This window comes from Rhizobium sp. NLR8a (assembly GCF_019685235.1).
Lineage (GTDB): Bacteria > Pseudomonadota > Alphaproteobacteria > Rhizobiales > Rhizobiaceae > Rhizobium.
Map to the genome: position 1 here is coordinate 1 of NZ_JABDWI010000009.1, position 25,441 is coordinate 25,441.

Annotated in this window: 22 protein-coding genes and 1 tRNA gene; 16 read left to right on the forward strand and 7 right to left on the reverse strand. The window is 62.2% G+C overall.

The genetic code is table 11. The annotated features are described in order from the left end of the window. Positions 1-664: 664 nt before the first annotated feature. The gene (locus HJC04_RS17855) at positions 665-1,858 is read right to left on the reverse strand and encodes a TCR/Tet family MFS transporter (protein WP_221124272.1); all 1,194 of its coding nucleotides are present in this window, start codon (positions 1,856-1,858) and stop codon (positions 665-667) included. Between the two features lie 819 nt (positions 1,859-2,677). Here HJC04_RS17855 and HJC04_RS17860 point away from each other — a divergent pair. Continuing rightward, entirely contained in the window at positions 2,678-5,653 is a 2,976-nt protein-coding gene (locus HJC04_RS17860; protein ID WP_210628864.1) for an NAD(P)-dependent oxidoreductase, read from the forward strand. 201 nt (positions 5,654-5,854) lie between these two features. On the opposite strand, the gene HJC04_RS17865 is transcribed toward HJC04_RS17860, so the two are convergent. After that, entirely contained in the window at positions 5,855-6,262 is a 408-nt protein-coding gene (locus HJC04_RS17865; RefSeq protein WP_221146754.1) for a hypothetical protein, read from the reverse strand. A gap of 263 nt (positions 6,263-6,525) precedes the next feature. Here HJC04_RS17865 and HJC04_RS17870 point away from each other — a divergent pair. Then, positions 6,526-6,602, forward strand: a tRNA-Pro gene (locus HJC04_RS17870). Positions 6,603-6,790: 188 nt separating this feature from the next. Here HJC04_RS17870 and HJC04_RS17875 read toward each other — a convergent pair. Beyond that, entirely contained in the window at positions 6,791-7,891 is a 1,101-nt protein-coding gene (locus tag HJC04_RS17875; protein ID WP_409078116.1) for a septal ring lytic transglycosylase RlpA family protein, read from the reverse strand. A gap of 557 nt (positions 7,892-8,448) precedes the next feature. On the opposite strand from HJC04_RS17875, the gene HJC04_RS17880 reads away from it, so the two are divergent. After that, positions 8,449-8,619, forward strand: a complete 171-nt coding sequence (locus HJC04_RS17880; RefSeq protein ID WP_247241673.1) for a hypothetical protein — start codon at positions 8,449-8,451, stop codon at positions 8,617-8,619. A 131-nt stretch (positions 8,620-8,750) separates the two neighbouring features. On the opposite strand, the gene HJC04_RS17885 is transcribed toward HJC04_RS17880, so the two are convergent. After that, the gene (locus HJC04_RS17885; RefSeq protein ID WP_221146755.1) at positions 8,751-10,439 is read right to left on the reverse strand and encodes an ABC transporter ATP-binding protein/permease; all 1,689 of its coding nucleotides are present in this window, start codon (positions 10,437-10,439) and stop codon (positions 8,751-8,753) included. A 376-nt stretch (positions 10,440-10,815) separates the two neighbouring features. On the opposite strand from HJC04_RS17885, the gene HJC04_RS17890 reads away from it, so the two are divergent. The 6 genes from HJC04_RS17890 (at position 10,816) to HJC04_RS17915 (ending at position 20,680) form a co-directional block, all read left to right on the forward strand. Further along, positions 10,816-13,266, forward strand: a complete 2,451-nt coding sequence (locus HJC04_RS17890; protein WP_221122562.1) for a phosphoketolase — start codon at positions 10,816-10,818, stop codon at positions 13,264-13,266. A gap of 42 nt (positions 13,267-13,308) precedes the next feature. Then, positions 13,309-17,163 (forward strand): GH36-type glycosyl hydrolase domain-containing protein, encoded by a 3,855-nt coding sequence (locus HJC04_RS17895; RefSeq protein ID WP_221146756.1) that lies wholly within the window; start codon positions 13,309-13,311, stop codon positions 17,161-17,163. 2 nt (positions 17,164-17,165) lie between these two features. After that, positions 17,166-18,485 (forward strand): glucoamylase family protein, encoded by a 1,320-nt coding sequence (locus HJC04_RS17900; RefSeq protein WP_221146757.1) that lies wholly within the window; start codon positions 17,166-17,168, stop codon positions 18,483-18,485. A 178-nt stretch (positions 18,486-18,663) separates the two neighbouring features. Further along, positions 18,664-19,035 (forward strand): STAS/SEC14 domain-containing protein, encoded by a 372-nt coding sequence (locus HJC04_RS17905; RefSeq protein WP_210628857.1) that lies wholly within the window; start codon positions 18,664-18,666, stop codon positions 19,033-19,035. After that, positions 19,032-19,799, forward strand: coding sequence for a MarC family protein (locus tag HJC04_RS17910; RefSeq protein ID WP_210628856.1), 768 nt, complete (start codon positions 19,032-19,034; stop codon positions 19,797-19,799). Before HJC04_RS17905 ends, HJC04_RS17910 begins: the two co-directional genes overlap by 4 nt. Positions 19,800-20,440: 641 nt before the next feature. Then, positions 20,441-20,680: a DUF982 domain-containing protein gene (locus HJC04_RS17915; RefSeq protein WP_210628855.1), complete on the forward strand. Its 240-nt coding sequence runs from the start codon at positions 20,441-20,443 to the stop codon at positions 20,678-20,680. A gap of 26 nt (positions 20,681-20,706) precedes the next feature. Here HJC04_RS17915 and HJC04_RS17920 read toward each other — a convergent pair whose 3' ends face one another. The 3 genes from HJC04_RS17920 to HJC04_RS17930 form a co-directional block, all read right to left on the reverse strand. Then, the gene (locus HJC04_RS17920) at positions 20,707-20,934 is read right to left on the reverse strand and encodes a hypothetical protein (protein WP_221146758.1); all 228 of its coding nucleotides are present in this window, start codon (positions 20,932-20,934) and stop codon (positions 20,707-20,709) included. 13 nt (positions 20,935-20,947) lie between these two features. Continuing rightward, positions 20,948-21,211 (reverse strand): hypothetical protein, encoded by a 264-nt coding sequence (locus HJC04_RS17925; RefSeq protein ID WP_221146759.1) that lies wholly within the window; start codon positions 21,209-21,211, stop codon positions 20,948-20,950. Positions 21,212-21,989: 778 nt separating this feature from the next. Next, positions 21,990-22,637 (reverse strand): S24 family peptidase, encoded by a 648-nt coding sequence (locus tag HJC04_RS17930; RefSeq protein ID WP_210628853.1) that lies wholly within the window; start codon positions 22,635-22,637, stop codon positions 21,990-21,992. Positions 22,638-22,720: 83 nt separating this feature from the next. On the opposite strand from HJC04_RS17930, the gene HJC04_RS17935 reads away from it, so the two are divergent. The 7 genes from HJC04_RS17935 (at position 22,721) to HJC04_RS17965 (ending at position 25,209) form a co-directional block, all read left to right on the forward strand. Continuing rightward, positions 22,721-22,945, forward strand: coding sequence for a hypothetical protein (locus HJC04_RS17935; protein WP_210628852.1), 225 nt, complete (start codon positions 22,721-22,723; stop codon positions 22,943-22,945). 138 nt (positions 22,946-23,083) lie between these two features. Beyond that, a complete protein-coding gene (locus HJC04_RS17940) occupies positions 23,084-23,350 on the forward strand; it encodes a sigma-70 family RNA polymerase sigma factor (protein WP_210628851.1) in 267 nt (88 codons plus the stop codon). 35 nt (positions 23,351-23,385) lie between these two features. Then, on the forward strand, positions 23,386-23,754 hold the full coding sequence (locus tag HJC04_RS17945; protein ID WP_210631681.1) for a hypothetical protein: 369 nt from the start codon (positions 23,386-23,388) through the stop codon (positions 23,752-23,754). Then, entirely contained in the window at positions 23,720-24,118 is a 399-nt protein-coding gene (locus HJC04_RS17950) for a hypothetical protein (protein ID WP_210631682.1), read from the forward strand. Before HJC04_RS17945 ends, HJC04_RS17950 begins: the two co-directional genes overlap by 35 nt. Next, positions 24,115-24,411, forward strand: a complete 297-nt coding sequence (locus HJC04_RS17955; RefSeq protein WP_210628850.1) for a GcrA family cell cycle regulator — start codon at positions 24,115-24,117, stop codon at positions 24,409-24,411. Before HJC04_RS17950 ends, HJC04_RS17955 begins: the two co-directional genes overlap by 4 nt. Then, positions 24,408-24,605 (forward strand): response regulator transcription factor, encoded by a 198-nt coding sequence (locus HJC04_RS17960; RefSeq protein WP_221146760.1) that lies wholly within the window; start codon positions 24,408-24,410, stop codon positions 24,603-24,605. The genes HJC04_RS17955 and HJC04_RS17960 overlap by 4 nt, the downstream gene beginning before the upstream one ends. Positions 24,606-24,618: 13 nt before the next feature. Continuing rightward, positions 24,619-25,209 carry a hypothetical protein gene (locus HJC04_RS17965; RefSeq protein WP_221146761.1) on the forward strand — a complete coding sequence of 197 codons (591 nt, stop codon included), beginning with the start codon at positions 24,619-24,621 and terminating at the stop codon, positions 25,207-25,209. Positions 25,210-25,441: the final 232 nt, after the last annotated feature.

The window sequence follows — 25,441 nt, forward strand, 5'->3', positions numbered from 1 at the left end:
GCGCCGCGTCTGCCGAAGCGTCATCGCTGCCGCCGACGCGTCGCGGCACCACCTCTCCTCCGCGCCGGCGTTATGCATCCCGGCACCACCTCTCCTCCGTCATCCCAGGGCTTGACCCTGGGATCCATGCGGCTGGCACTGCGGGAAGAGCGCTGGCATCTTCTCGTAGGGAAGGAATTGAAGCCGCGTGCTTGGCTGTGGATCCCAGGGTCAAGCCCTGGGATGACGGAGTGTGGGGTGGCGATGTTGCCAAACGCACCGCCGGCGCAGCTTGAGAACCGGCGCAGCTTGTGAGACCTCGCTTTCGCCGAGGCTTGTGTGGGGTCGCTTTGCCGAAGCTTCCTCACCGCTGCTGAGCCGACGCGTCGCGGCACCACCTCGCCTCCGCGCTGGCGGACAAATACATCCCGCCACCACCTCTCGTCCGCGCCGGCTTGTGCGTGCCGGCACCACCTCTCCTCCGTCATCCCAGGGCTTGACCCTGGGATCCATGAGGCTGGCGCTGAGCAGCAATGGCCACCCACCGCAGAGAAATTGAAGCCGCGTGCCAGGTCGTGGATCCCAGGGTCAAGCCCTGGGACGACGGAGGGTGGGGTTAGCGTCCTCGCCAAACGCCGATGACCGGCTCCCGGAGGGATTCCAGCGAGACCAGTGCCGCAGCGGTTCAACTCGCCGGCGCCGTTTCCCTCTTCCTCAGCCCGAGACCGAGAACCAGCGGCACGGTGAGCGCATAGACGGCGACGACCGACAGCCAGATGGCGCCCGGCCATGCCTGCCGGACGAGGAAGTAGAGGCTGGAAAAGCCAAGCGGCGCGGCGATCGAGGCGAGGCTGACGGCCGAGGCGAGCACGCCCTGGAATTGGCCTTGCCTGGATTCGTCCACCTGCCGGGTGGCGAGCGACTGCAGCGCCGGTACGCCGATGCCGCCGAGCGTGAAGACCGGCATGATCGCGAAGATCATCCAGCTGCGGTCGGCAAAGGCCATGACGGTGAGCGCGAGCGAGACGCCGGCGATGCCGCTCAGGATCGCCCCGCGTTCGCCGAGCAGCCGGACCGCCGGTCCCGGCAGGAAGGCCTGGGCCAGCGCCTGGCAGAGGCCGAAGGCGCCGAGCGACAGGCCGATCGCAAGCCCGTTCCAGTGGAAGGCGTCGCTTCCCCAGAGCGCCCAGCAGGTGCCATAGGCCTCGCCGGTGGCGCTGAAGAGGAAGAAGAGGATGATAACCGGCAGCAGGCTCTTGATCTCCAGCACGGCGCTCAGCGGCTTCAGCGGATTGAGCGCGGTAAGGTCGATCCTCTCGCGGCTGCCAGGCCGCGATTCCGGCAGGACGAAGAAGGCGAGCAGCAGGTTGGCGCCGTTGAGCGCGGCGGCTGCGATGAAGGGCAGCCGCAGCCAGTGATCGCCGAGCACGCCGCCGAGGACCGGGCCGATGATGAAGCCGAGGCCGAACATGGCGTTGAACAGGCCGAACCGGCGGGCGCGTTTTTCCTCCGGCGAGATGTCGGTGATATAGGCGGTGGCCACCGAGACGTTGGCGCTCGTCAGCCCCGCGACCGCCCGGCCGATGAAGAGCAGCAGCAGGTTGGGCGCGAGCGCCAGGAACAGGTAGTTGACGGCTGCACCGGCAAGCGAAAGCAGCAGCACCGGCCGCCGGCCGAGCCGGTCGCTCAGCGCCCCGAGCACCGGCGCGAAAATGAACTGCATCACCGCGTAAAGCGCGGTCATAGCGCCGATATAGGGGGCGACGTCGCCACTGTGGGTGATGTCCTGGAGCAGCGACGGCAGGATGGGGAAGATGAGCCCGATGCCGATGGCATCGAGGACAATGGCGGTAAAGATGACGATAAGGGATCTGGTCATGGGTGCGTTCCACGGTCGACGCAAGCCGGGAGGCTCGCCAGCGCTTCCCTGATTTCGTTCAAATCACGGAATTGCGTCGCGACGCCGAGGGCTCACGATGAGGCCTGATCTCGTCAGGCGTTGGTTTCAGGGAGTGCTGGCCGAACCATGGCTGAAGCGCATGGCCGGCGTGTGCTCGACCGCCTGGACGACCCATTCGTCCACCTGTTTACTCCGCCACTGAGCGGATCAAGGGAGGCAGTCGCTTTTCGCGACGGGCAAGACATACGCCGGATGGTTGCGTGCGGCAAGCCCGTTTTTGTGCGGGGATGGTTGCGGCTGTGATGCTTTGTGGCGCCGCGCTCACGGTTCGCTTCGCGCCCTGACGAGGCTTTTGGTCCCCGGCACTACCTCTCCTCCTCCATCCCGGGCACCACCTCTCCTCCGTCATCCCAGGGGTTGACCCTGGGATCCATGCGGCTGGGACGAGGTGGATCGGGGCAAAGAAATAGCAGTCCGCGCGTCCTTGGTTGTGGATCCCAGGGTCAAGCCCTGGGACGACGGAGAGTGTGGTTGGCTTTGTTGCCAGACGCACCGGCGATGCAGCTCGCGGCACCACGTCTGCCCCTCCATCCGCAGCACCACTTCTCCTCCGTCATCCCAGTACCGCCGATCTCCAGGCAGGAAAGCGCGTCGCGTCCCCCCGCCCATCGCGCCATCATCAACGATACGACCCCGATGACGCGTTTCGCCTGTCGTTCGGCGCAGATGAGGTTGTCTCGGCGGAACAGTCGCTTCACCATGAAGGCAACTTCAGCTCCGCAAACAGACAGGCAGGCCATGACAGATATCGCGCAGATGCAGGAACAGCGATTGAGCGCCCTTCGACAGACCGCGTCGGGCGCGCCGAAGCTGCCGTCCAACCCGTTCTTCGGCGTCGGGCCGATCACCGATGCGACGACCGATGAAGTCGATAGCCGCCTGCGGCGCATCGCCTTCGACGCCTGGATCGAAAAGACCTATCGCAAGTTCGACGATCGGGGCAACGATATCGGCGGCTTCACCACGGCCGAGATTTCCCGCAGCATGCATCGCGGCTATCCGGCCGACAAGATCCTGACCGACATGATGCGGGCGATCCATCGCTATTTCGGTTTCCCGAAGGTCAACCGCATGGCGGTCGGGCTCGGTGGCGGCCATAGCGGCTTCACCGTCTGCATCCAGCACCTGATGAATGCCAACGACGCTTCCCAGCGCGTCTATGTCGATACGCCGCGGCCGGAGAGCGATCCGTCGAAGGCCGCCGGCTTCTTCCGCCAGTCCTGGGCGACACAGCTGATCGAGATGCAGCGTTTCGCCGAAAAGGGCTGCGAGAGCCGCATTCATTTCGCCGCCTCCGAAGGCGTGATCCCCACGGCGGGCGAACTTGCCGACCTCGGCGTGTCGATCTTCGTCGGCGTCGGCCACGAGACGACGGGGGCCAATGCCTATACCAGCGGCGAGATCCGCGAGCTCTTGAGCTGGCTCGACGGCGACCCGGCCAACCGCCATGCGGTGTTCGACGCCACCTCGATGCTCGGCGCCATGCCGTGGGAGCCGGAACTGGTCAGCGCCGTGATGGCGAAATGCTGCCTGTTCATGCCGTTCCAGAAGGCGATCGGCGGCATCTCGGGCTATTTCGTCGCCTCCTTCACGCCGCATGCGCTGGCGCTGATCGAGAAGAACCAGCAGGATCCGGCCTGGGCGATCCCGCGCCAGCTGAAGATCGCCCCGCCGATCGATCCGCGCCAGCCGTTTTCGGCCAAGCGCTCCGTCGATGCCGGCCCATTCTACGATGCGGCTGAAGACCGCATGCTCGGCGGCGTCATCAACACCTACAGCGCGCTCGCCTTTGCCGAGACCACTTTCGGCCTGCTGCAGTCGGAGGCCCGGGTCGGTTCCGTCGTCGAGCTCAACCGCCGCTCCGCCGCCAATCGCGCCGTCATCGACGAATGGGTCAAGTCGCATCCGCTGCTGTCCTTGACCGTCACCGATGCCGAACGGCGCGGGGCGGCGGTGACGCTGCTGAAGGTCGAGGACGCTGATATCACCGATCCCGCCATCCACGCCCGCATCATCGCCCGTTCCAAGCAGCTGCTCGGCTATGAGGGCATCACCCATCCGAACGGCGAATACGAGCCCGGCCTCGACGCGGCCCGCTACGTCAACGCCTTCCCCGGCACGCCGGGCGATTACCGCGCCTGGGTCGGCGGCATCCGCGAACCGGACGATGTCGTCGCGCTGCTTGATAATCTGCAATACGCCTATCTCAGAGCCAAGATCGTCGTGCTCGAGGAGGAGCTGGCAAGGAACGGCGTCACCTTCGAAGCGCCCGTCAAGGCCGATGGCGCCGTGCGCAAGGACGATCCGCACCGCGCTTATACCGTGCTGATCGCCGATCTGGTGGGCTTACGCTTCGGCGCCGACGGCGAGCCTGATTATAGCGAGGTCAAGGCCTATATCGAGGGGAAGGGCGGCAGCTTCCATCTCGGCCCGCTCGGTGATCGCGCCAGCCTCGAAAAGGGCCGCATCCATTTCTTCTATCAGCCGAACCTCAGCACCGAGGCGGAGATCCTGCCGCAGACCGACAAGGGCCAGTACGACGCGCTGATTGCGGCGGCGACCTTCATTCCCAAGGCCTCGGTCTTTCCGCTCGGCGGCGTGCGCATCGGCGCCGGCACCGGCAATATGGGCTCGGCCTCCTGGGGCGGCGGCAATGGCGAGGGCGGCACTGCGGCCCTGATGAACACGCCCGGCATCAACAGCCGGGCGACCGCCCAGATGGTGATGAAGGCGATCCTGAAGGTCGTTCCCGACCTGCCGGTCGACCGGCTGCACCGGATGGTCGCCGGCGGCGATTTCGATACCGGCCGCCAGCTCAAGGATTTTCCGACGGCAAAGCTCGAGGGCCGCAAGCTCGCCGTTCTCGGCTACGGCAATATCGGCCGTGAAGTCGCCAAGCTCGCCAAGGCCTTCGGCATGAAAGTGGCGATCTATGCCCGCGAGCATCACAGGCGCTGGATCGAGGCGGAAGGCTTCGACTATGCCGCAAGCCCGGTCGAAGCCGCAAGCGGCGCCGATGTGCTCTCCGTCCATATCGGCCTCGGCCGCCTGGACGCATCGACCGGCATCTATTCCAATGCCGGCACCGTCGATGCGCAGGTGCTCTCCGCCATGAAGGACGGCGCGGTGCTGGTCAATTACGACCGCGGCGAAGTCGTCGATGCCGAGGCGCTCGACGCGGCCCTGTCGTCGGGCAAGATCGCCCATGCGGCGATCGACGCCGACCTCTTCCGGGACGCGGCGACCGGCACGCTGAGCGGCCCGATGCTGCCTTACCTGCCGCTCGAGGAGCGCCACAAGGGCAAGCTGGAACTCCTGCCGCACGCCGCCGCCGACACCGACCACCCCTCACGGGTGACCGGCGCCAGGCAGGCGGTCGACCAGATCTTCGACGTCATCCGGTTTAAAACAGTCGTCAATCTCAAGGGCGACCTGCCGGAGGGTTACGTCTCCGGCGGCAGCCGCACGCCGGCCGGCATCGGCAAGGTGACGAAGCAGGTGGTCGCGGAGGCCGGCGGCAAGGCCGCACTTCTGGAAGAGCTGCGCCAGACCTCGGAAAAGATCGCCGCCGTCACCGGCGCGCTGTCCGCCGTCTCCGACCCGGCACACCGCGCGCGGATCGTCGCGCGTTACACCGGCCTTCTGGTCGAAAATGCCGACCGGCAGCGGGCGCTTCTCGATGAGCTCGGCCTCTACGGGCCGGCGGAGGGGTGAGATCCATCGACGCGGATCAGGGGGCCACACGGCACAGGCTGACCTCATCGTTCGCTCCGTGACAACGGGCGCGAACCCGCTGGCCTGAAACAATCTCCAACTGCCATTCATGCGGATGCTTCGAGGCAGAACTTGTGGATCCCAAACGAAAACAGGCGGCACTCAGGGCCGCCTGTCCTCACATGCCGGACGAAGCGTCCGTTATTTCTGTTCGGGCGCCAGGAACTCGGCGCAATAGGACGGGCCGTTGACGCCCGGGATGTCGGCGACGGTGCGGATGTCGCGGATCGTGTAGTCGGAATTGGTGGTGATTTCGGCCTGGCAGCGCAGATAGGCGGTGCGGGCGGCGGAAATCTGCTTGCCGCGCTTGCCGTCGGCGCCCTCGGCATATTTCGCCGGAATGCGCACGGTCTTGTAGCCGCCGCGCCAGGTATAGATGGTGCTCGCACCTTCCTCGCGATCGCTGATCGGCGGCCCGTAGGCGGCAAAGAAGATGCCGGCCGATTTGCCGACCCAGCGGGCCTCGATCGGATTGCCGGCGGAAGGTAAGGTCGTGCATCCGGCAAGCGCAATTGCAATCCCGGCCGCGGTAATGGTGCGGAGTTTCATCGTGTCGTCCCTGATCTCTAGCGCAATGGCTGCGAAGCCGCCGTCGCGACGGTTTCGCCTGTCCCGCCGAGCCCTTTAGCGCGGAACCCGGCAAAAGAAAATTGCCCCTTTTGCACTTCCGTTCGATTTGCTTGCGGTGTGTCTTTTTGCAAGCAGCGGCCTCTTCCGGCCGCTGTCATCAACCCGTCAAAAAATCCCTCGGCTTTTTGAAATTTGGTGCTTGTGCAACCAGATAGGCTGTTCTATAGAAGCGCCGCTGGTCACGGAGTGTAGCGCAGTCTGGTAGCGCACCACGTTCGGGACGTGGGGGTCGAGTGTTCGAATCACTCCACTCCGACCAGCCGAAAAGCCCGCGAAAGCGGGCTTTTTTCTTATTGCTAATATGCCTTGCGATCCGCCACCATGACAGCCACCCCGGACTTAGCATTTGATTCCGCTCTGGGGCGGTAGAATTGCTATTGATCTTTTGCAGCCAAGGCTTTTGTCGTCGGGGGCATGCGGATCGCGATCATGGGCTGGGCCCGGGCGCTATCGGCGGCTATCCTGGCACGATGGCCGCGGGTGGGCATGTCTCGTGGCGGCTTCTTGCGCACTCCAGGGAAGAACCATTGCTATTCCTCGCCGGCGGTGGCCTCTGAGTCGAGAGCGGCGTCGCTTTATCAAGACAACCACCGTCAGACGCACATTGCGATTGACACCCTGTAACGGGAGAGCCTGAACCTCGCAGGAGCCGCGCTCACGACCATCACTATCCTCGTTCAGGCAGTATTTTTGTCGCGGCATCGATGGAGCGAATTCGGGCGTCCGCTCAAAGGTGGTAGGGCCGATCTCAGGGAACATCACGAATTGCCCGAATGTCTGAAACGCCGCCGCGGCGATTGCCCCCGGCTGGTAGGAGGCGCTCATCGCCTTGATGGCAGGGTTCGCCCGTGACGACGAGAAATGACCGCCGGCCGACTGGTTCGAGGCTACCGTCACGTCGGTCGCGATCCGAGGCTCTGGTTTGATGTCCTGGTGGCGATCTGGCTTCCTGACGTAGGACGCCATAAGAAAAGGCATATCATGTCCGTCCGAGCGGGCGCGGCCTACATACTGGACCCGAACATAGGCCGTGCCATGGTGCTTCAGGTCCAGCAAATCTGCTGCCTTGCTGGAAAGGTCGATGATGCGGCCCCTATGGTAGGGACCGCGATCGTTAACACGCACGATGAGCGACGAACCGTTTTCAAGATTGGTCACCCTCACGTAGCTGGGCAAAGGGAGGGTGGGATGCGCGGCGGAAAGGTAATGCCTGTCGTAAACTTCGCCATTTGCAGTCAAGCGACCATGAAACGCTGAGCCGTACCAGGAAGCGACACCATTCCTGTCGTAACTCGGGTCCTCCTTCGGTGAGTAAAGTTTGCCTTTCACCACGTAGGGCTTGCCGACGGTATAACGGCCACCACCCTTGCGAATATTCCTGCCGTGGGCGGGTGGCGGGCTCGCCGTCACACCGTAAACTTTCTCGGAAACATATCCTTTGCTGCGATACGTGTTCGGTGTTTGTGTGGTCGTACAGGCACAGCATGCGCAGACCGCCATGATCGCCAGCCATCGCAAGCCCTTTGCAGCACTTACATCAATAGCCATCCGTTCATCGTTGACAACAGTCTTCCGTGTATCCGCGCCATGCGTCGATACAAACGCTCCTGCCGGCCGCGTACTCGAAGTTTGCTACGCGTGTGGTCGAGAGCGAGACATAATAGCAGCTCAAGCGCACTTCGACGCGCTACTGCCTTCTGGGATTGTGCCGTCATTCGCTCCATCCCTGAGATAATTGTGAAAGCTGGCCTGAGGGCAATAGTTCCATGGGGACACGCGATTTTACGCCGTACTTTGCCGGGGCCGGGGTTGCTACCTCAGGCACCGAGTGGTCGCCGAGCGGCATTGGATATCGACCACTATCCAATTGCCGGGAGCAAACACGCGGCTGAAGTCTGCTGTCGCCCTAAGCGGTCATTCCTGAACCCAACGATACAGGCCCGCAAGCCGCCACCTGCTGCTACATATCAGCATTGCATAATAAGAAATATGCGTTTGCCTAAGATGCGAGCATAAGGCGCCTAGCTGATGCACAGGAGAGTCGTTGTTTGGATTGGGTCCCTATAGTCTTCGTTACGTTCAAGGTTCTCGCGTTAGGCATAGCCATGTTCTTCGCCATCAAGTGGCATCACGATCAAGGCGAGAAGGGGGAGAGGCGAGCGGTACTGCGCACGGGCGTCACGATGGCCGCAGTCTTCGTGCTAGCGGTCCTGGCCGTGGGGCTCGTCGCCTTCGTGCTTAGCAGGATGCTCGGTTTGGACCTGAGCTTCCCATGACGGCATCATCGATCTCCCCAGCCCCGCAGGGGCTCCCGGAGGGCCGACGACACTTCGGTGTCATTGGTCACAAGGGAGGCCGCTCGCGGTCGCCGGATGAGAATTTGATAAAGCGGTGCGCACCACGACCGTCAGGGCCGTTTTCCTTGGTCGATCCACCTCCAGGAGCCGTCCGCATGATATTCGAGAACGGCATCATAAGCGGCGCGCGGAGCGTCCGCTTCCGCGAAGTTGATGCATGCAATTTTCCGGTCCGCGAGAAGCTTCAGGATTTCGGCCAGAAGCTCGTGGCCGAAGATGGTGTCGGCTTTTTCCACAACGACATAGGATGGAGCCGTGATCAGCACGCTGGCAATCGCAATCAGCTGTTGCTCGCGCGGTGACAATAGTGTCGACCAGTCCTGATCCTCGTCGAGGTCAGTGGAGGTCAGGGGGCGGGCAAGACCGAGCCTCTTGAGCAGGCCAAGGATCTCGTCATCCGGCTCTTCCGTCGGGCGCTCCGTCGGCACCAAAATCTGGCGCAACGTTCCGGGAGCGAAATAGGAGCGCTGGGCGATGAAGCGCATATGCTCGCGCGCCGGGCGGCGGATGCGTCCGGTTCCGCAGGCGCCAATTCCCGCAGTGGCCCGGAACAATGCCGTGCCCGCAGATTCGCCCTCTCCCGCGACGATCAATCGTGTGTCGGGCGGGACGACCATCGACAGGTTCTTCAGCAGTATCTCTTGTGTCGGCGACGTCAGCGTAAGCTGTTCATAGGCGAGCTTGCCTTCGGTTTCGTAAACGTCCACGTCTGTTGTTGACGCTTCGCCAGCTTCCTCGATTGCTTCCAAAAGCGAACTGATGCGCGCTACGACCGTCGCAAAGTTCGAGATCGAATTGAACTGTCTGACAATGAACGAGAATGCGCCGACCAGCATCGCAAACGCTGCGGCCGACTGGGTGATCACACCGAATTCCATGTCGCCGCGGAAGAAGGCTGGCGCAATGATGACGACCGGTATGATCTGTATCATCCAGTTGTAGCCGGTGGTGAAGTAGCCGACGTTGCGATTGACGACGATGATGCGTCTGAAGTTCGCCGCGAGTGCATCGAACTGTCTCAACAGCAGGTTTGCGTGGCGTTGCTCTTCTCCCGCGATCGCGATCGACTCTGCGTTCTCCCGCACGCGGATGAGACTGGACCGGAAGGCTGCTTCGCCGTCGAGCTGATCATGGTTGAGGTTGATCAAGGGGCGGCCCAGCACGATTGTCATGTAGGATCCGAAGGCCGCGTAAACGACAGCCGCAATAAAAAGCAGCGGACTGATCAGCCACAGCACGCTGGAAAAGGTCAGGATCGTCAGCGCGCTGTTGAGGAGCATCAGCACGAAGGAAAGCGTGGTGATCGTGAAGGCCTTGATGTCCTCGGCAATTCGCTGGTCGGGGTGCGAGAGCTTGCCTCGCACCCCGACCCGGTAGAAGGTGCCGTCGCTCATATAGAAGCCGATCGCGCGGCGGGTGAGGAACTCTCGCCAGAGCAATGCCAGTCTTTCCTCGGCGAGCCGCGCTATGACCGCAACGATCGTCGAAGCGGCGAATGCGCCAGTATAGAGGATCGCCTGACGGATGAATTCGGCAGTTTGCTTTTCGGCGATTGCCGTCATGAAGTATCGGCCGACGTAGCTGTTGACGACATTCAGAGCGCTGATGCCGCCAAAAAGGGCGACCAGGGCGACGAGAAGGAGCCTGGCTCGCCTGCCGACATCCGAGGTCATGAATATCTTGACCGCGCGGACGAATCTTCTGGCCGTCAACTTGAGCGGAACAGGTTGCTGGCTCATGCTCGCCTCCGCAAGTTTGTGCCTGCAGAAGTATAACCTGAAAAGCAGTCGACGAAGAACGGGCCCGGGATTGGTAAAAACACGTAGTGGCCATTCCTAATGTTCCAGGTTCCCTCCGGGGTGTAGGGTCTTCGCAGGGGCGGATCATGAAAGCGCCAGCTATGCTGCCAGCCAAGGTTTCCGGCGCATTGACGCGGCCAGGATCAATCGTCTCGGGAATTGTGTGCCTGGGAATTGCGTGGAGAAGTCGCCGCTTGCCTTGCAAGCTGGCGATCTTATTTGGCGCAATGTGCCTTTGAGGAGCTGTCGGGGAGGCAGGGCTTCATGTGTGACGGCTGCAGGCATGCAGAGGCGAAGACAAGTCGCTAGGAGGCTGATGATGGCCAATGCCGCTCTTTCAATAAACGACAATCAGACGACAACCGCACCACTCGGAGCCGAGGAACTCCGCTTGATGGACGCCTACTGGCGGGCGTCGAACTATCTCTCTGTCGGGCAGATCTATCTTCTCGACAATCCGCTGCTCAAGGAGCCGCTGAAACGCGAGCACATCAAGCCGCGGCTGCTCGGACACTGGGGAACCTCGCCAGGCCTGAACATGCTCTATGTGCACTGGAATCGCGTGATCAAGCGCGATGACCTGAACATGATCTATATCATCGGCCCCGGCCATGGCGGACCCTCGCTGGTCGCGCATGCCTATCTTGAGGGTACTTATAGCGAGTTCTATCCAAATATCGGCCAGGACGCCGAAGGCATGCAGCGACTGTTCAAACAGTTCAGTTTTCCCGGAGGTATTCCGAGCCACGTCGCTCCCGAAACGCCCGGAAGCATCCACGAGGGTGGAGAACTGGGCTATGCCCTGAGCCACGCCTATGGTGCTGCCTTCGACAACCCGGATCTGATCGTCGCCTGCGTCGTGGGCGATGGGGAGGCGGAAACCGGCCCGCTGGCGACGGGATGGCAGGGCAACAAATTTCTCAATCCTGCCCGCGACGGCTGCGTGCTGCCGATCCTGCACCTCAATGGCTACAAGATCGCCAATCCCTGCTTCCTTGCCCGCATTCCCGAGGAAGAATTGAGGAAGTTCTTCGAAGGGATGGGATATGCGCCCCTCTTCGTGGGAGGGCGTGAGCCAGACAGGGTGCAGCAGCAACTTGCCGCAGCGATGGATACCGCTGTCGCGGAGATCAAGAGAATCTGGTCAGAGGCCCGCGACAAGGGCAACCTCAAGCGGCCGGCCTGGCCGATGATCGTCTTCCGCACACCCAAGGGCTGGACTTGCCCGGGCGAAATCGACGGCAAGAAATGCGAGGACTACTGGCGGTCGCACCAGGTCCCGATGGGCGAGATGGGCAAGCAGGAGCACATCGAGATCCTTCAGCAGTGGATGAAGTCGTACAAGCCGGAAGAGCTTTTCGACGGCGACGGCAAGCTGCGCGCCGAAATTGCCGCGCTCGCCCCGGCCGGAAAACGCCGGATGAGCGACAACCCGCATGCAAACGGCGGCCTGCTGCTGCGTGACCTGAAGATGCCCGATTTCCGCGACTACGCCGTGTCGGTGACGAGCGCCGGGGCGACAACCGCCGAATCCGCCAGGGTCATGGGCAAGTTCCTGCGCGACGTCATGAAGCTGAACCTGAACAACAAGAACTTCCGGCTGTTCAGCCCCGACGAAAACAATTCCAACCGCTGGCAGGACGTACTCGAGGTCACCGATCGCTGCTACATGGCCGAGATCTATCCCGAGGACGATCACCTCTCGCCCGACGGCCGGGTGATGGAAGTGTTGAGCGAGCATCAGTGCCAAGGCTGGCTGGAAGGCTACCTGCTGACGGGCCGCCACGGCTTCTTCTCCTGCTACGAGGCGTTCATTCACATCATCGACTCGATGTTCAACCAGCACGCCAAATGGTTGAAGATCTGCAACCACATTCCGTGGCGGCGGCCGATCGGGTCGCTCAACTACTTCCTGAGCTCGCACGTCTGGCGCCAGGACCACAACGGCTTCAGCCACCAGGATCCGGGCTTCATCGACCATGTGGTCAACAAGAAGGCGGAGGTGATCCGCGTCTACCTGCCGGCGGACGCGAACACGCTGCTTTCCGTCACCGACCATTGCCTGCGCAGCCGCGACTACGTGAACGTCGTCGTTGCCGGCAAGCAGCCAGCGCCGCAATGGCTGACGATGGATGAGGCGATCAAGCATTGCGCTGAAGGCCTCGGCATCTGGGAATGGGCCAGCAGCGACAAGGGCAGTGAGCCGGACGTCGTGATGGCGTGCTGCGGCGACGTGCCGACGCTTGAGACGCTGGCTGCGGTGCAGTTGATCCGGGAGCACCTGCCCGAACTGAAGGTGCGCGTCATCAACGTCGTCAACCTCATGAAGCTGCAGCCGTCGAGCGAGCACCCGCACGGACTTTCCGATCGGGATTTCGACGCGCTCTTCACCAAGGACAAGCCGATCATTTTCGCGTTCCATGGATATCCCTGGCTGATCCACCGGCTGACCTACCGGCGCACCAATCATGGCAATCTGCACGTGCGCGGATACAAGGAGGAGGGGACGACAACAACACCCTTCGACATGGTCGTCCTCAACGAACTCGATCGCTTCCACCTTGTCGAGGACGTTATCGATCGACTGCCGCAGCTCGGCGCTCGCGCCGCCTACTTCAAGCAGGCAATCCGCGAGAAGCTGATCGAGCACCGTCAGTATATCGAGAAGCATGGCGACGACATGCCTGAGATCAGCGGTTGGAAGTGGGGCGTCAAGAGCACGGTTCGCGTGAAGGGGGCTACTTCCACTGAGGGTGACAACGCATAGATGCCATGGGCCGGTGCCCGCTTCGACTGAGGGGTTTGTCCGATGGCTCGATTGACTGGCGAAATTGAAGACGTCGGTGAGGCGCGTCCGGCGGGCGCGCCTCCCGAGATCACCCTGCTTTCGAACGGTCGATACAGCGTTCTGCTGACCGAATCCGGTTCCGGCTACGGATCCTGGCTCGGCCTCGACGTGACGCGCTGGCGGGAGGACGGTACGCGAGATTGCTGGGGCCAGTTCTGCTACGTCAGGGACCTTGAAGACGGAAAGGTCTGGTCCATCGCCCGGCAGCCGGTCTGCCGGGCCGATGCCGACTACCAGCACAGCTTTCCAGGGGATCGCGCCGAGTTTCGCTGTTCGGCAGGGGACATCGAGATCTCGTGGGAAGTTTGCGTCGCAGCCGACCATGACGCCGAACTGCGTCTGCTTCGTCTGTTCAACAGGGGGGCGAAGGCAAGGGAACTCGAGCTGACGAGCTATTCGGAGATCTGCCTGAATGGCCGGCGTGCCGACAGCGCGCATCCGGCATTTGCAAAGCTCTTCGTCGAGACCTGGTTTGTCGCTGAAACCACCGCACTGTTTGCAAGGCGTCGGCCACGCAGCGGCTCGGAGAAGCCGGTCTGGGCGGTGCACGTTTCGGCATCAAGCGACGACACCCATCCAGCAGTCGGGTACGACACGGACCGCTACAGGTTTCTCGGCCGCGGAAGGACACCGTCAAATCCCGGCGCGCTCGAGCGTGGCGGAAAACTGACCGGCACGACCGGTCCGGTACTCGACCCCATCTTCAGCTTGCGCAGGACCGTCCGCCTCGAACCCTCCGGAACGGAGACAATCGCATTCGTGACGGGCGCGGCTGATAGCGAAGCGGGCGCGGCAGCCATTGCAGAGCGCTTTGCCACCATCGATGCGGTTGTCCAGACCGTGTCGGATGCGAAGGAGAGGCATGCCGCTGAACTTGCTTCCTCAAAGCTCTCGCCGGCCACGGTGGCCGCCTACAATCGCCTTGCCGGAAGCCTGGCATTTTCGAATCCCGGCCTTCGATATGGTGGCGCTCCCGTCAAGGAAGGGCTGGCCACGGAGGGACTGTGGTCGCTGGGCATATCCGGAGATCTGCCCATTCTGCTGCTGCGCATGGACCAGGCGGACCAGAAGTCTCTCGTCGAGGAGATTATCGCCGCTCACGCATTCATCGCCAGCCGCGGACTTCCCTTCGACCTTGCGCTCCTCGATGAATCCGGCGCGGGCGAGGCGGTGGACAGAAGCCAAGTGGCGGAGACGCTCGGCAAGGCCGGAGGCATCCACCTCCTGTCGGCGGCCGCTATTTCAAGCGCATCGGCGGATGCCCTCGCTGCTGCAGCGCGCGTCGTTCTTTATTGCAGCAAGGGAACACTTGCCGGTCAGGTTGAGACGCCGGCGGCCACCATGCCTAAAGCCCGGGAACCAATGGAGCCGTCTCGAGGCGAGGGCGAGAAACCTCGCGCGGCCGCACGCGGCGACCTGCTTTTCTGGAATGGTTGTGGCGGCTTTACCCCTGACGGGCGCGAGTATGTGATCGCGGCTGATGGAGAGGCCATGACGCCCATGCCGTGGTGCAACGTCATTGCCAACCCCGCGTTCGGCTGCCTGACGAGCGAAAGCGGCCTCGGCTATAGCTGGGCCGGCAACAGCCAGTTGAACAGGCTTACGCCATGGGCCAATGATCCGGTTTCGGACCCTCCAGGCGAAGTCGTCTACTTCAGCGATGAGCAGACCGGGGAGTTCTGGACGCCGACACTTCTGCCTCTTGGGCACTCGTCTTCGGTGACCGCCAGTCATGGGCAGGGTTACAGCCGTTACGAGAGCACCCACGGATCTCTGCGGCAGGAAATGACGGTCCACGTCCCGGACGCCGACCCCGTCAAGATCGTTCACCTGGCGATCCGCAACAATGGAACAGACGCGCGCAGGCTTACCGCCACCTATTTCGTCGAATGGGTTCTCGGTACGCTGCGCGAGACCGCAGCCGGACGGATCGAATGCGAGATTGACGGCGAGAGCGGCGCCATCGTCGCGCGGAACCTCTGGGACAGTGGTTTCTCCGGCAAGCTGGCTTTCATTGCTTCAAGCGCGCCACCGCGCTCCTTCACCTGCGACCGGCGGGAGTTTCTCGGCATCAATGGGTCCGTTTCCCGACCGGCCGGACTGGAAGGTTCCCGTCTCGGCGGCAGCGTCGGCTGCCTGCTCGATCCCTGCGCCGCGCTGATGGTCGAGATGACGGTTCCCCCCGGCCAAGGCGCCGAACTGGTGTTCGTCCTTGGGCAGGCTGGCAGTCGCGACGAGGTCCGCAGGCTCGTGCGCGACTATGCCGAGCCGGCTGGCGCCCGACGCTCGCAGGCGATCGTCTCCCGCCAATGGGACGAACTGCTCGGTTCGGTAACGGTGCGAACGCCCGATGCCGCCTTTGATCTCATGATGAACCGCTGGCTCATCTATCAGGTGTTGTCTTGCCGCGTCTGGGCCCGGACGGGTTTCTACCAGTCCGGAGGCGCGTACGGATTTCGCGACCAGCTCCAGGATGTTGCTGCCCTGGTGCATTGCGCACCCGACGAAACACGCGCCCACATCCTTCGAGCTGCTGCGCGTCAGTTCACGGAAGGAGATGTCCAGCACTGGTGGCATCCGCCGTCAGGCGTCGGTGTGCGCACCCGCATGACCGATGACCTCTATTTCCTGCCTTACGTCGTCCAGCACTACGTATCAACGACCGGGGACCACGCGCTCCTTGACGAGCGGGTTTCTTTTGTGACGTCGCCGCCCTTGAGTGACGACCAGGAGGAAAGCTTCGGCGTTCCTCGGGTCACTGAGGAAAATGGGACCCTCTATGACCACTGCTGCCGCGCGTTGGATCGGGGACTTCGCCTCGGAGCGCATGGACTTCCGCTCATAGGAACGGGCGACTGGAACGACGGCATGAACAAGGTCGGCGCGCAGGGCAAAGGCGAGAGCGTGTGGAACGGCTGGTTCTTCCTCACCGTGCTCAGGTCGTTTGCCACCATCGCATCGGCAAGGGGCGACGAGGAGCGGGTGGCATGGTGCCTCGAGCGCGCCGAAGCCTTGCGCGCTTCATTGGAGGCTGAGGCTTGGGATGGTTCATGGTATCGCCGGGCCTACTTCGACGATGGTACCCCCCTTGGCTCGCACCTCAACGACGAATGCCAGATCGACGCCATCCCACAGGCCTGGGCGGTCATCTCCGGTGTCGCCGACGCAGGACGCGCTTCCAATGCCATGCAAGCAGTCTGGGAGCGGCTGGTTCGGCCCGAAGACAAGCTGATTCAGCTTTTCCATCCCCCCTTCGACAAGGGGACGCTGCAGCCCGGCTACATAAAGGGGTATGTTCCCGGAATTCGGGAGAATGGTGGCCAGTATACCCATGCGGCGGCCTGGGTTGCACTGGCGACTGCGATGCTCGGAGAGGCAGATCGGGCCTTTGAGCTCTGGAGCATGCTCAACCCCATCAACCATTCCCTCTCCGCCGAAGACGCTGCGCGATACATGGTCGAACCCTACGTTGTCAGCGCTGACGTCTATGGGGCGTTTCCGCATACCGGCCGCGGAGGCTGGACCTGGTATACCGGATCGGCCAGCTGGCTTTATCGCGTTGGTCTGGAAGCCATTCTCGGGATTCGCAGACAGGGAGACCAGCTCTCCGTCCAACCCTGCATTCCCTCGCACTGGCCTGGCTATGAGGCTGACTTGCGCTTCGGATCGGCGACCTATTCCATCAAGGTGCGGAGGGATCCCGCATCTGGCCGGGGTCATCGCCTGCTGAGCGCCGACGGCGAGGACCTCACCGCGCAGAGCGTTCCACTTGAGGACGACGGGAAGAACCATCAGATCCAGTTGGTGATGGGCTAGCCATGTCGGAACTCTTGTCGACCGATCCCGAACTGAACCGGATGCCAACCGATGAAGATCTCGGTCGCCTTCAGTTCACCACCTTGCTCTACTATCTCCAATGTACGAACCCGGACAACGGATTGGTGCGCGACAAGACCCAGGCGGGTGCTCCGGCGAGCATCGCCGCCATCGGCATGGCGCTTGCGACCGTTCCGGTCGTGGTGGAGCGCGGCGTCGTCATCAGGGAGTTTGCCGCCAAGATCGCCCGACGGCGGCTGGAATTCCTGCTGCGTTGCCATCAGGGACCGGAACCGGACGCCTCGGGGTACAAGGGCTTCTTCTACCATTTCCTCGACATCGAGACGGGGCGGCGGGTCTGGCAGTGTGAATTGTCGACCATCGACTCGGCTTTTCTGTTTGCCGGTGCTCTGACCGTTGCCGCCTACTTTGACGGCGACACGGAGGACGAGGTGAAGGTCAGACGGCTCGCGGCGGCGCTCTACGAGCGGGCGGACTGGAACTGGGCCTGCGACCACGGCGCGACGCTGACCCATGGCTGGCGACCGGAAAGCGGCTTCATTCCCTATCGCTGGCGCGGCTATGACGAAGGATTGCTCCTCTATATCCTCGGCCTCGGCTCCCCCACGCATCCGTTGCCGCCGGAATCCTATGCCGCCTACACCGAGAGCTATGAATGGCGGAATATCTACGGTCGCGAGCTGCTCTATTCAGGACCGCTGTTTACCCACCAGCTTTCGCATATGTGGATCGACTTCCGCAGCATCCGTGACGAGTTCATGCGCGAACATGACAGCGACTACTTTCAGAACAGCCGGCATGCGACTTTTGTCCAGCAGGAATACGCAATCCGCAACCCTTTGAACTTTGAAGGCTATGGCGCCCACTGCTGGGGCTTCACGGCGAGCGACGGTCCCGGTTGGATCAAGCGAAATGTCGACGGTATCGACAGGGAATTCTTCGACTACATCGCCCGCGGTGCACCCTTTGGGCCGGACGATGGAACCGTATGCCCATGGGTCGTCATTGCTTCATTGCCATTTGCGCCGGAGATCGTGATCCCGACCGTCCGAAACTTCGCACGCATGAATCTCGGCATGACGCGGCTCTACGGTTTCAAACCGTCCTTCAACCAGACCTATACTTTGGAGAACGGCGACGGCGGATCTTGGGTCAGCCCCTACCATTTCGGGATCGACCAGGGGCCTGTGGTTCTGATGATCGAAAACTACCGAACCGGCTTGCTGTGGAACATCATGCGTCGATGCGCGCCTTTGGTTGTGGGGCTAAGACGGGCCGGGTTCTCGGGCGGCTGGTTATGACAGCGACTGAACCGATTTGGCCTTTCAGTTGCGGCGGGACCATCGGCGATCGCGCAAAGTGCGAACCGGGGGCCTTCCACGGGGCAAGCCGCCATTCGGCGCACAGGCCGGCATCACCGTCTGACTGCTCCCCGCCGGCGGAGGGGGCGATCGAGTGGCATTGAGGACAAGAGCGAAGATGATTCTCGTTGAGCCCGTGCGTGACAAAAACATCCTGATCATTACACCGCAAGGTCCTCTCGAGCAGGCGGACTTCGAGAGGATCGCGACAGAGGTCGAGCTTTGTCTCGACGCAAATGGAAAACTCAACGGGCTGATGATCATCATTGAATCATTTCCCGGGTGGAAGAGCTTCGAGGCCGTGGCTGCTCATCTGAAATTTGTCTCTGGCCACCATCGACAGATCGAACGGCTTGCGGTCGTAACCAGAAGCAGGTTCCTTAGGATCATCCCCGCCGTCGCCCGCTATTTCGTACATCCCGAGGTTCGGCTATTCGACATCGGGCAACGAGCACCAGCGCTTTCGTGGTTGGAGACGGGCCGACGATGACTTGGCTGCGGGGGAAAGTTGCAGATGCAGGCCTCTGGTTGCGTCGTGCCGGTCGGTGGAACCTCCTGGCTTCTGTTCTGGCCATGGTTTGGGTGGCTTGTCTTCCCGCATCATCCTTTGCGCAATCGCCGCTCGGACCGGATGTGCCAGCGGTGGAGTTCGGTGCGCGCAAAATATTCCTCATGCTTTTCTTGATGCTCGGTCCGATCAAGATACTGATGCCGTTCAAGGCGCTGGTCGGCGGCCATGAGCCCACCTTTCGGCGACGAATAGCCGCCAGGGCGATCCTGTTCTCGGCGGCGGCACTGGCGATCGCCGGGCTGCTCGGACGCACCATGCTTGAAAATCTGGATATCTCATTGCCGGTGCTGGCGATGACTGGTGGCATCATCCTGTTCATCGTGGCCTTGCGAACCGTCTTGCAGCCGACTCCTGACCTCCCGGTACGACCAACAGAATTGGGCCAGACGGATCTGCGGCTGGCTCTCACACCGCTGGCGTTTCCAACGATCGTGACGCCTTATGGTATAGCCGCTGTCATCGTCTTCGCCACGTTGGCCGGGGGGCGCCGAACGGAAGGGCTCACAGTGGCGGCCATCGTAGCACTGATCTTGGCGCTGGACTGGATGGCAATGATTTTCGCAGAGACTATCCTCAGATGGATCGGAACTTCCCTACAGGTTTTGGCAGTGGTGCTCGGCGTTACCCAGGCTGCTCTGGGGCTGCAGGTGATTTTGCATAGTTTGAGCATGCTATCCTGGTAACGGCATCTACCGAGTAACGCTTAGACGCAATGGTTGATGTGCTGCCATTGGCAAATCGTGTCGAAAAACCGCTGTTGCTGGTGCTTGGGACGCGCCGGCACGGTCGGGAATTGGCAGGAGCGCGCTCGCTGCCTGCTGCCGGAAGTCCTGACTTGCATGCCAAAAACAACAAAAAGCCCACCTGCTTCTCAAACTACGGCTGAGATAAAGAAAGCCCCGCAAAAAGCGGGGATCAAGAGAGGGGGTGTTTCCTAGGTATTGGCGTCTAGGTGCTGTGGAATTATTATACACAAATCAATATTTATTGCAATGATTAATACTATCGTGAGTGCTATTATCGCGGCTATAAATAGAGGGAATATTCGTACGATTGCATTTTATTCTGCGGGGGAAGCAAACTATCCACAACCCAGGCTCATAATTTCTTGGTATTCGGTGGCCGTTTGCTAAACCCCAAGCATGGCGTCCCTGTACGTCAGGCGGTCGACCGAAAAACGGGTCGCCAGGTTTGCCGGCTCTCGCAGGTCTGGCTGCAGGCAAGTTGATTCGCCTGACGGCAGCGAGATGTGACATAGTCACTTCAACCGGAACGAGTCCGAACCTCGTTCGTTGAATTGCGTGTTCCGCGTGGGGGCTGCATCATGAGCAGGCGACGAAGCTTCAAGCCGGTGAAGATCACCATCAATGGCAAGACCAGGACCGTTTATAACGTCGTCCAGGCCGGCAATACCTTGCTCAACGATTGGCCCGAGCAGACGCCGGCGGCCAAGGCTGCCGAGCTGCTGGTGCTCGATGTCTTCAATGACGTTGCCGAGCCCGAGCAGGTGCGGCGGGCGTTCATTACCGCGGCCAGGGCGAGCGACATCAAGTTCAGCTCCTGACCGGTGGCGCGTCGAAAACCATTCGCTTACTTCCATGACACCTGCTCCTGGTGATCGAGATCGCGATGCTTGAGTTGCGGCTCCATCCAGGCGGCCAAGAGGATCGCGGCGAGGAAGCCGAAGGCGATGCAGGTGAACGCTTGAATCCGCCACGAGACGAAGGTGACCGGCGCCGGGATGATGGGCTTCTCGGCGCACTGACCCGGCGGGCAGGCGCAGCCGGAAAAGGCTTTAATGACGCAATCGGCGGACATCCCCGTTTCTCCCTCAGGCATAAAGCTGATCGCCATCGGTGATGCCCATGATTTCGCGGGCGTAGCGGTAATGCGCTTCGACGCTTGCCGTGGCGCCGCGCAGCCATGACGGGCCGCGGACCGAATGTTCCGGGCGGCCGAGATAGGCAAAGCCGAGGGCGCCCATGCGCCGGGCCTCGTTGGCCATATAGGCATCGCAGTCGTCGAGCCTTCGCGCACCATTCCAGCGGGCGTCCCGCCGGCTCTGCTCGGTCTCGATCCCGCGGATATGCTGCATCGCTCTGCCCTCTCTCGCGCCGGCTAATTGGCGTGCTGAAGAAGGTATATAGAATACCCTATATCGTCAACATGGAAAGGTATAAAAAATACCTCAATGCTTGACGGGGTACGAATCGTAGGCGTATGTCTCAGCCAAGTGATTGGGCGACCGGGTGCAACTCCCGAGCTGACGAAGCCCAGCGGCGCGGGAAGCGAAAGTCCTTAAGTGCGCTGTCAGAAAATCAGGACGAGGGTGAAGCGAATGGCCCCTCTGGCACGTGTCCCATCCCGGCTCCGGCCTTCAGGACATGGCCAATGCTCTCCCGGCTTCATGGGCTTTGCTCATGGGGTAGGGGGAAGCTTTGGCCGGAACCCTCCCTCACCAGCCTTCAGGAACTGGAAAGAGATGGAAGAGAGAGGAAGTGAGAGAGATCGGGATATCGCAGGCGCGCGGGCGGCGACGCTGATCCGCTCTGCTCTGCGGCGCGGCTTTCAGATTTGGCGCCTGCGCTCGAAGCGCGTGTTTGCAGGCATGTCATTCCCGCAAGGATCGCTGCACGCATTATGCGCATGGCGATGGAAGCGAGGGGCAGAGCCGGTTTCGGCCTTGAGAGGTTCACCTCAAAGCAGGGTCGCCGGCGCTGAAAGCGATGATCAGCAAAGCAAGAGAACCAAATTCTTCCGGCTGGTGAGGGCGGCGGATCATCCTGAATCTAACTGGGAAGAGGTTGGCGCTTTGCGGGAACAGAGAGAGTTATCTCACGGAATCAGTTCATCTTTTTGAAAGGCTTGGACTCTCACATTTCGATCACCGATCGGCGGACGCGGCCGACGATGGTGACGGCGCCCTGGAATTCCGGCGGCGGCACGTCCTCGTAGGAAGCGGGCTGGAAGGGCGGATTGTCGTTGGGACGGTAGCGCTTGTAGGTCGCGGCCCCGGTCTCGTCGGCGACGACATAGAGGGCGTTCGGCGCCAGGCGCTTGTCACGGCGGTTGACGAAAATGATCGAGCCCGGCGGCGAGATCTTGTTCATCGAATTGCCCTCGACCTCGAGCGCGATCCAGTCGCCGTCGGGCAGGTCGAGCGCGGCGACCGTCGGGAATTCCGAGAAGTCGGTGATCGGCGCCTGCTCGGTCAGCTGCCCGGCGCTGACCCAGGAGATCTTTGGCACGTCGGCGACCGAGACCGGCCGTTCCTCCGGATCGAGCGCGTCGCCGGTTCCGAACTGCAGCCAGTTGAGATTGACCTTGAACGCCTTGGCGTATTTCTTCGCGTCGGCGATGCCGAAGCCGTTCCGGCCCGACTCGTGCGCCTTGTAGACATTGGCGTTCCAGCCCAAACGATCGACGATCGCCTTCGGCCCGGCAAAGCCCGCGTTCTTCCTGGCCATGACCAGACGCCTTGCGCGTTCTTCGCGCTCGAATTGTTCCTGATCTTTCAACATGATATAAATTATACCCTAAAAAAAGGTACATGTAATGCCCTAAATCGCTTGACGTGCGAGGTATTTTATATACCCTTATTGTCATGACAAGCACCGATATCATCAACGGCCGGCCCCGGCTTTCGGGTTCCGCCAATGCCCGCTACACCGGCTGCCCGCACTGCGGCAGGGCGCTGTCGATCGCCGAGGTGATCGAGCGCCATTGCGAGAATTGCGGCCGGCAGACGGAGCCGGAAGAGATGCGGCAGACGCCGGTCTTGCCCCGTTCTCGGCCAATCACCAATTCCGACAGCCTCACTCCTCCCTGAAGGCTATCGGCAGCTGGCGTCGTCGCGCTCCCTCGGCGACGCCAGCCTCTTTCACCAGTTTGAAAATGAACGATCTGGCCGGCGTCCGCTTGGCGGGAAGGGCCGGCTGCGGATCGAAATGAAAATGAGGATCAAGTGATGAGCACCGCCCCGGCGCATCAAGGCACTGACATGAACGCCCTCGAGCTCTTCCGCTCCGGCCGGGATTATATCGAAATATCAGCCATCCTCGGGGTGTCTGTGCCCTCGGTGGAAAACGAGATCCACCGGCTTCGCAGCGCCGAGAAGGGCGACACCGCCCAACAGGATCATGCCGGCCGCGCGGTCCGGCGTTTTCCCGGCCGCGCCGTAAGGCCGGGCGCCCTGGTCAACTTCGCCCGAGGGCGGCTGAAGCTGCGCGCTTGACGACGGCGACACGCCGCGAGCGGGAAGGCAATCGCATGGAAAGGCAGGAGATGAGCAAGGACATCATGGAAATCCTCAGCCCTGTGCTGGGGCAGGAGCTGGCGGCGGCGATCATCGAGCATCGCGCCCGCAGCCTGAAGAAGCCGCTCACGGTCTATGCGGCGAGGATCCAGCTCAAGGAGTACCTCAAGACCGGCAACCCGGTCGAGGCCGCCGAGATGCAGATCCTGCGCGGTTGGCGGGCGATCAAATCCGACTGGTATTTCAATGAGAAGGCGAGGCAAGCCGGGCCGATCAATGCAAGCGTGGGCAGAAGGACAACGGTCGATGCCGCAAGAGATTTCCTCTCCGGTCAAGATCATAGCGGGGATGCTTTCGGGATTTCCGGCCTCCGCCGGCATTGATCCCGACATGCAGCTCCGCGCCTACCTCGTCGCCATCGACGGCATTCCGGCAGAGGCGGTCTGGCGCGCCGCCAGGCTGTTCCTGTCGGGCCAGGTCAGGGACCATAACCGCGCCTTCGCCCCGAGCTCGGCGAGCTTCGCCGAAATCGCCCGCCAGCAGCAGGCGGTGATGACGGCGCAAAGCCGCCCGCGCGTTAAAGCTGAGCCCGAACAGCCGCAGCCGAAGGTCGCGGCCGAAAAGATGGCCCTGCTGAGGCAGGCGGCAAAGGGCAGCCGCAGCGCCAAGCGGGCGCTGGCTGAGATGTTTCCCGACAACCCGGTCATCGCAAGGGCCGCACGAGACGCACAGGAGGCAGTGGGATGAGAGATCTGTTCTGGACGGAAGACAAGATCGTCAAGGCGCAGAAGCTCTGGCAGGAGGGGTTCTCGGCACGTCAAATCGCCGAACTCTTCGGCTCGAAGAAGAACACCGTCATCAACATGGCGCATCGCAACCGCGACCGGTTCCCGTCCAGGCAGGATGCGCGCAAGCAGCTGGCGGCCACCAGCGCGGCACCCGCGCCGATCCGCCATCCAGACCGGGTGCGGCGGGTGACGCTGTCGGGCGCCGAGGTGACGATGCCGCGCGTGCCGACGATCGACGGACCGGCGCCATGAGGGCCGTGACCCCGCGCGAGCGAGAGATCATCGGCTGGATGGCGCAAGGCAAGACCGCTGCCGAGATCGGCGCGATCCTCGGCATCTCGCCGATCACCGTCAACACCCACATTGCCAACGCCAAGGCGAAGCTCGGCGTGTTCAAGGAGACTGCCCTGGTCGCCGCCGCACTTCGAAACGGCATCATTCAATAGGAAGGAGATCCCGATGGGCGGCAAGGCCACCAAGGTGAAGATACAGCGGGCAAACAAGGGCGCCGGCCGGCCGCGCAAGGCCAATGTCGAGCGTTTCCCCTGCGGCAAGATCAAGCCGTTCGAAACCGAGAAGGAGAATATCAGCGTGGCGATGGCGGCGCGCCGGCGCATCCACGGCTTCGGCAGGACGGTAGCCGACGAGACCGTGAGAAGCCCCTATGCCGGTTATACCCTCGGCCGCATGTTCCTCGACGGGCTGATCACCGACGAGCAGCGCCAGGCCGGCGACGACTATGCCGAGGTCATGGCCCGCTACCACAAGACGACGGGCATTCCCGCCCCAAGCCCCAGGGCCCAATCGCTCTTCGCCGTCAAGGGCCACGAAGGCGAGGTGACCGAAAGCCTCGCCGACCGCGCCCGCAAGGCCAGCAACCGCATGATGGAACTGCAGGCCGTGCTTCTGCGCTGCGAGGACGGGCCGCAGGTGCGCAGCACCGTCTATAACGTCGCGGTGATGGATTACGAACACCTGCGCCACATGCCGCCGCAGCAATTGCTGTGGCTTCGCCGGGGGTTGATTGCGCTGCGCAGGGCGAAGGGGTGATGCGGTTCTTTCGCTACGCGCGCTGTATTGCGGCAGAGCTCACCATTCTCCGTCATCCTCGGGCTTGACCCGAGGATCCAGGCTGATCTCCAAATCCGGGCATGGATCCCAGGCTCAAGGCCTGGGATGAGGGAGGTTGCGGCGGGTGCTCTCGCCGGACGTGCCTCCGGGCTGTCGCTCCCATCGCGATGCCGATCGGGACTGGGCAATGGCGTGGGCGCTTCCAAACATA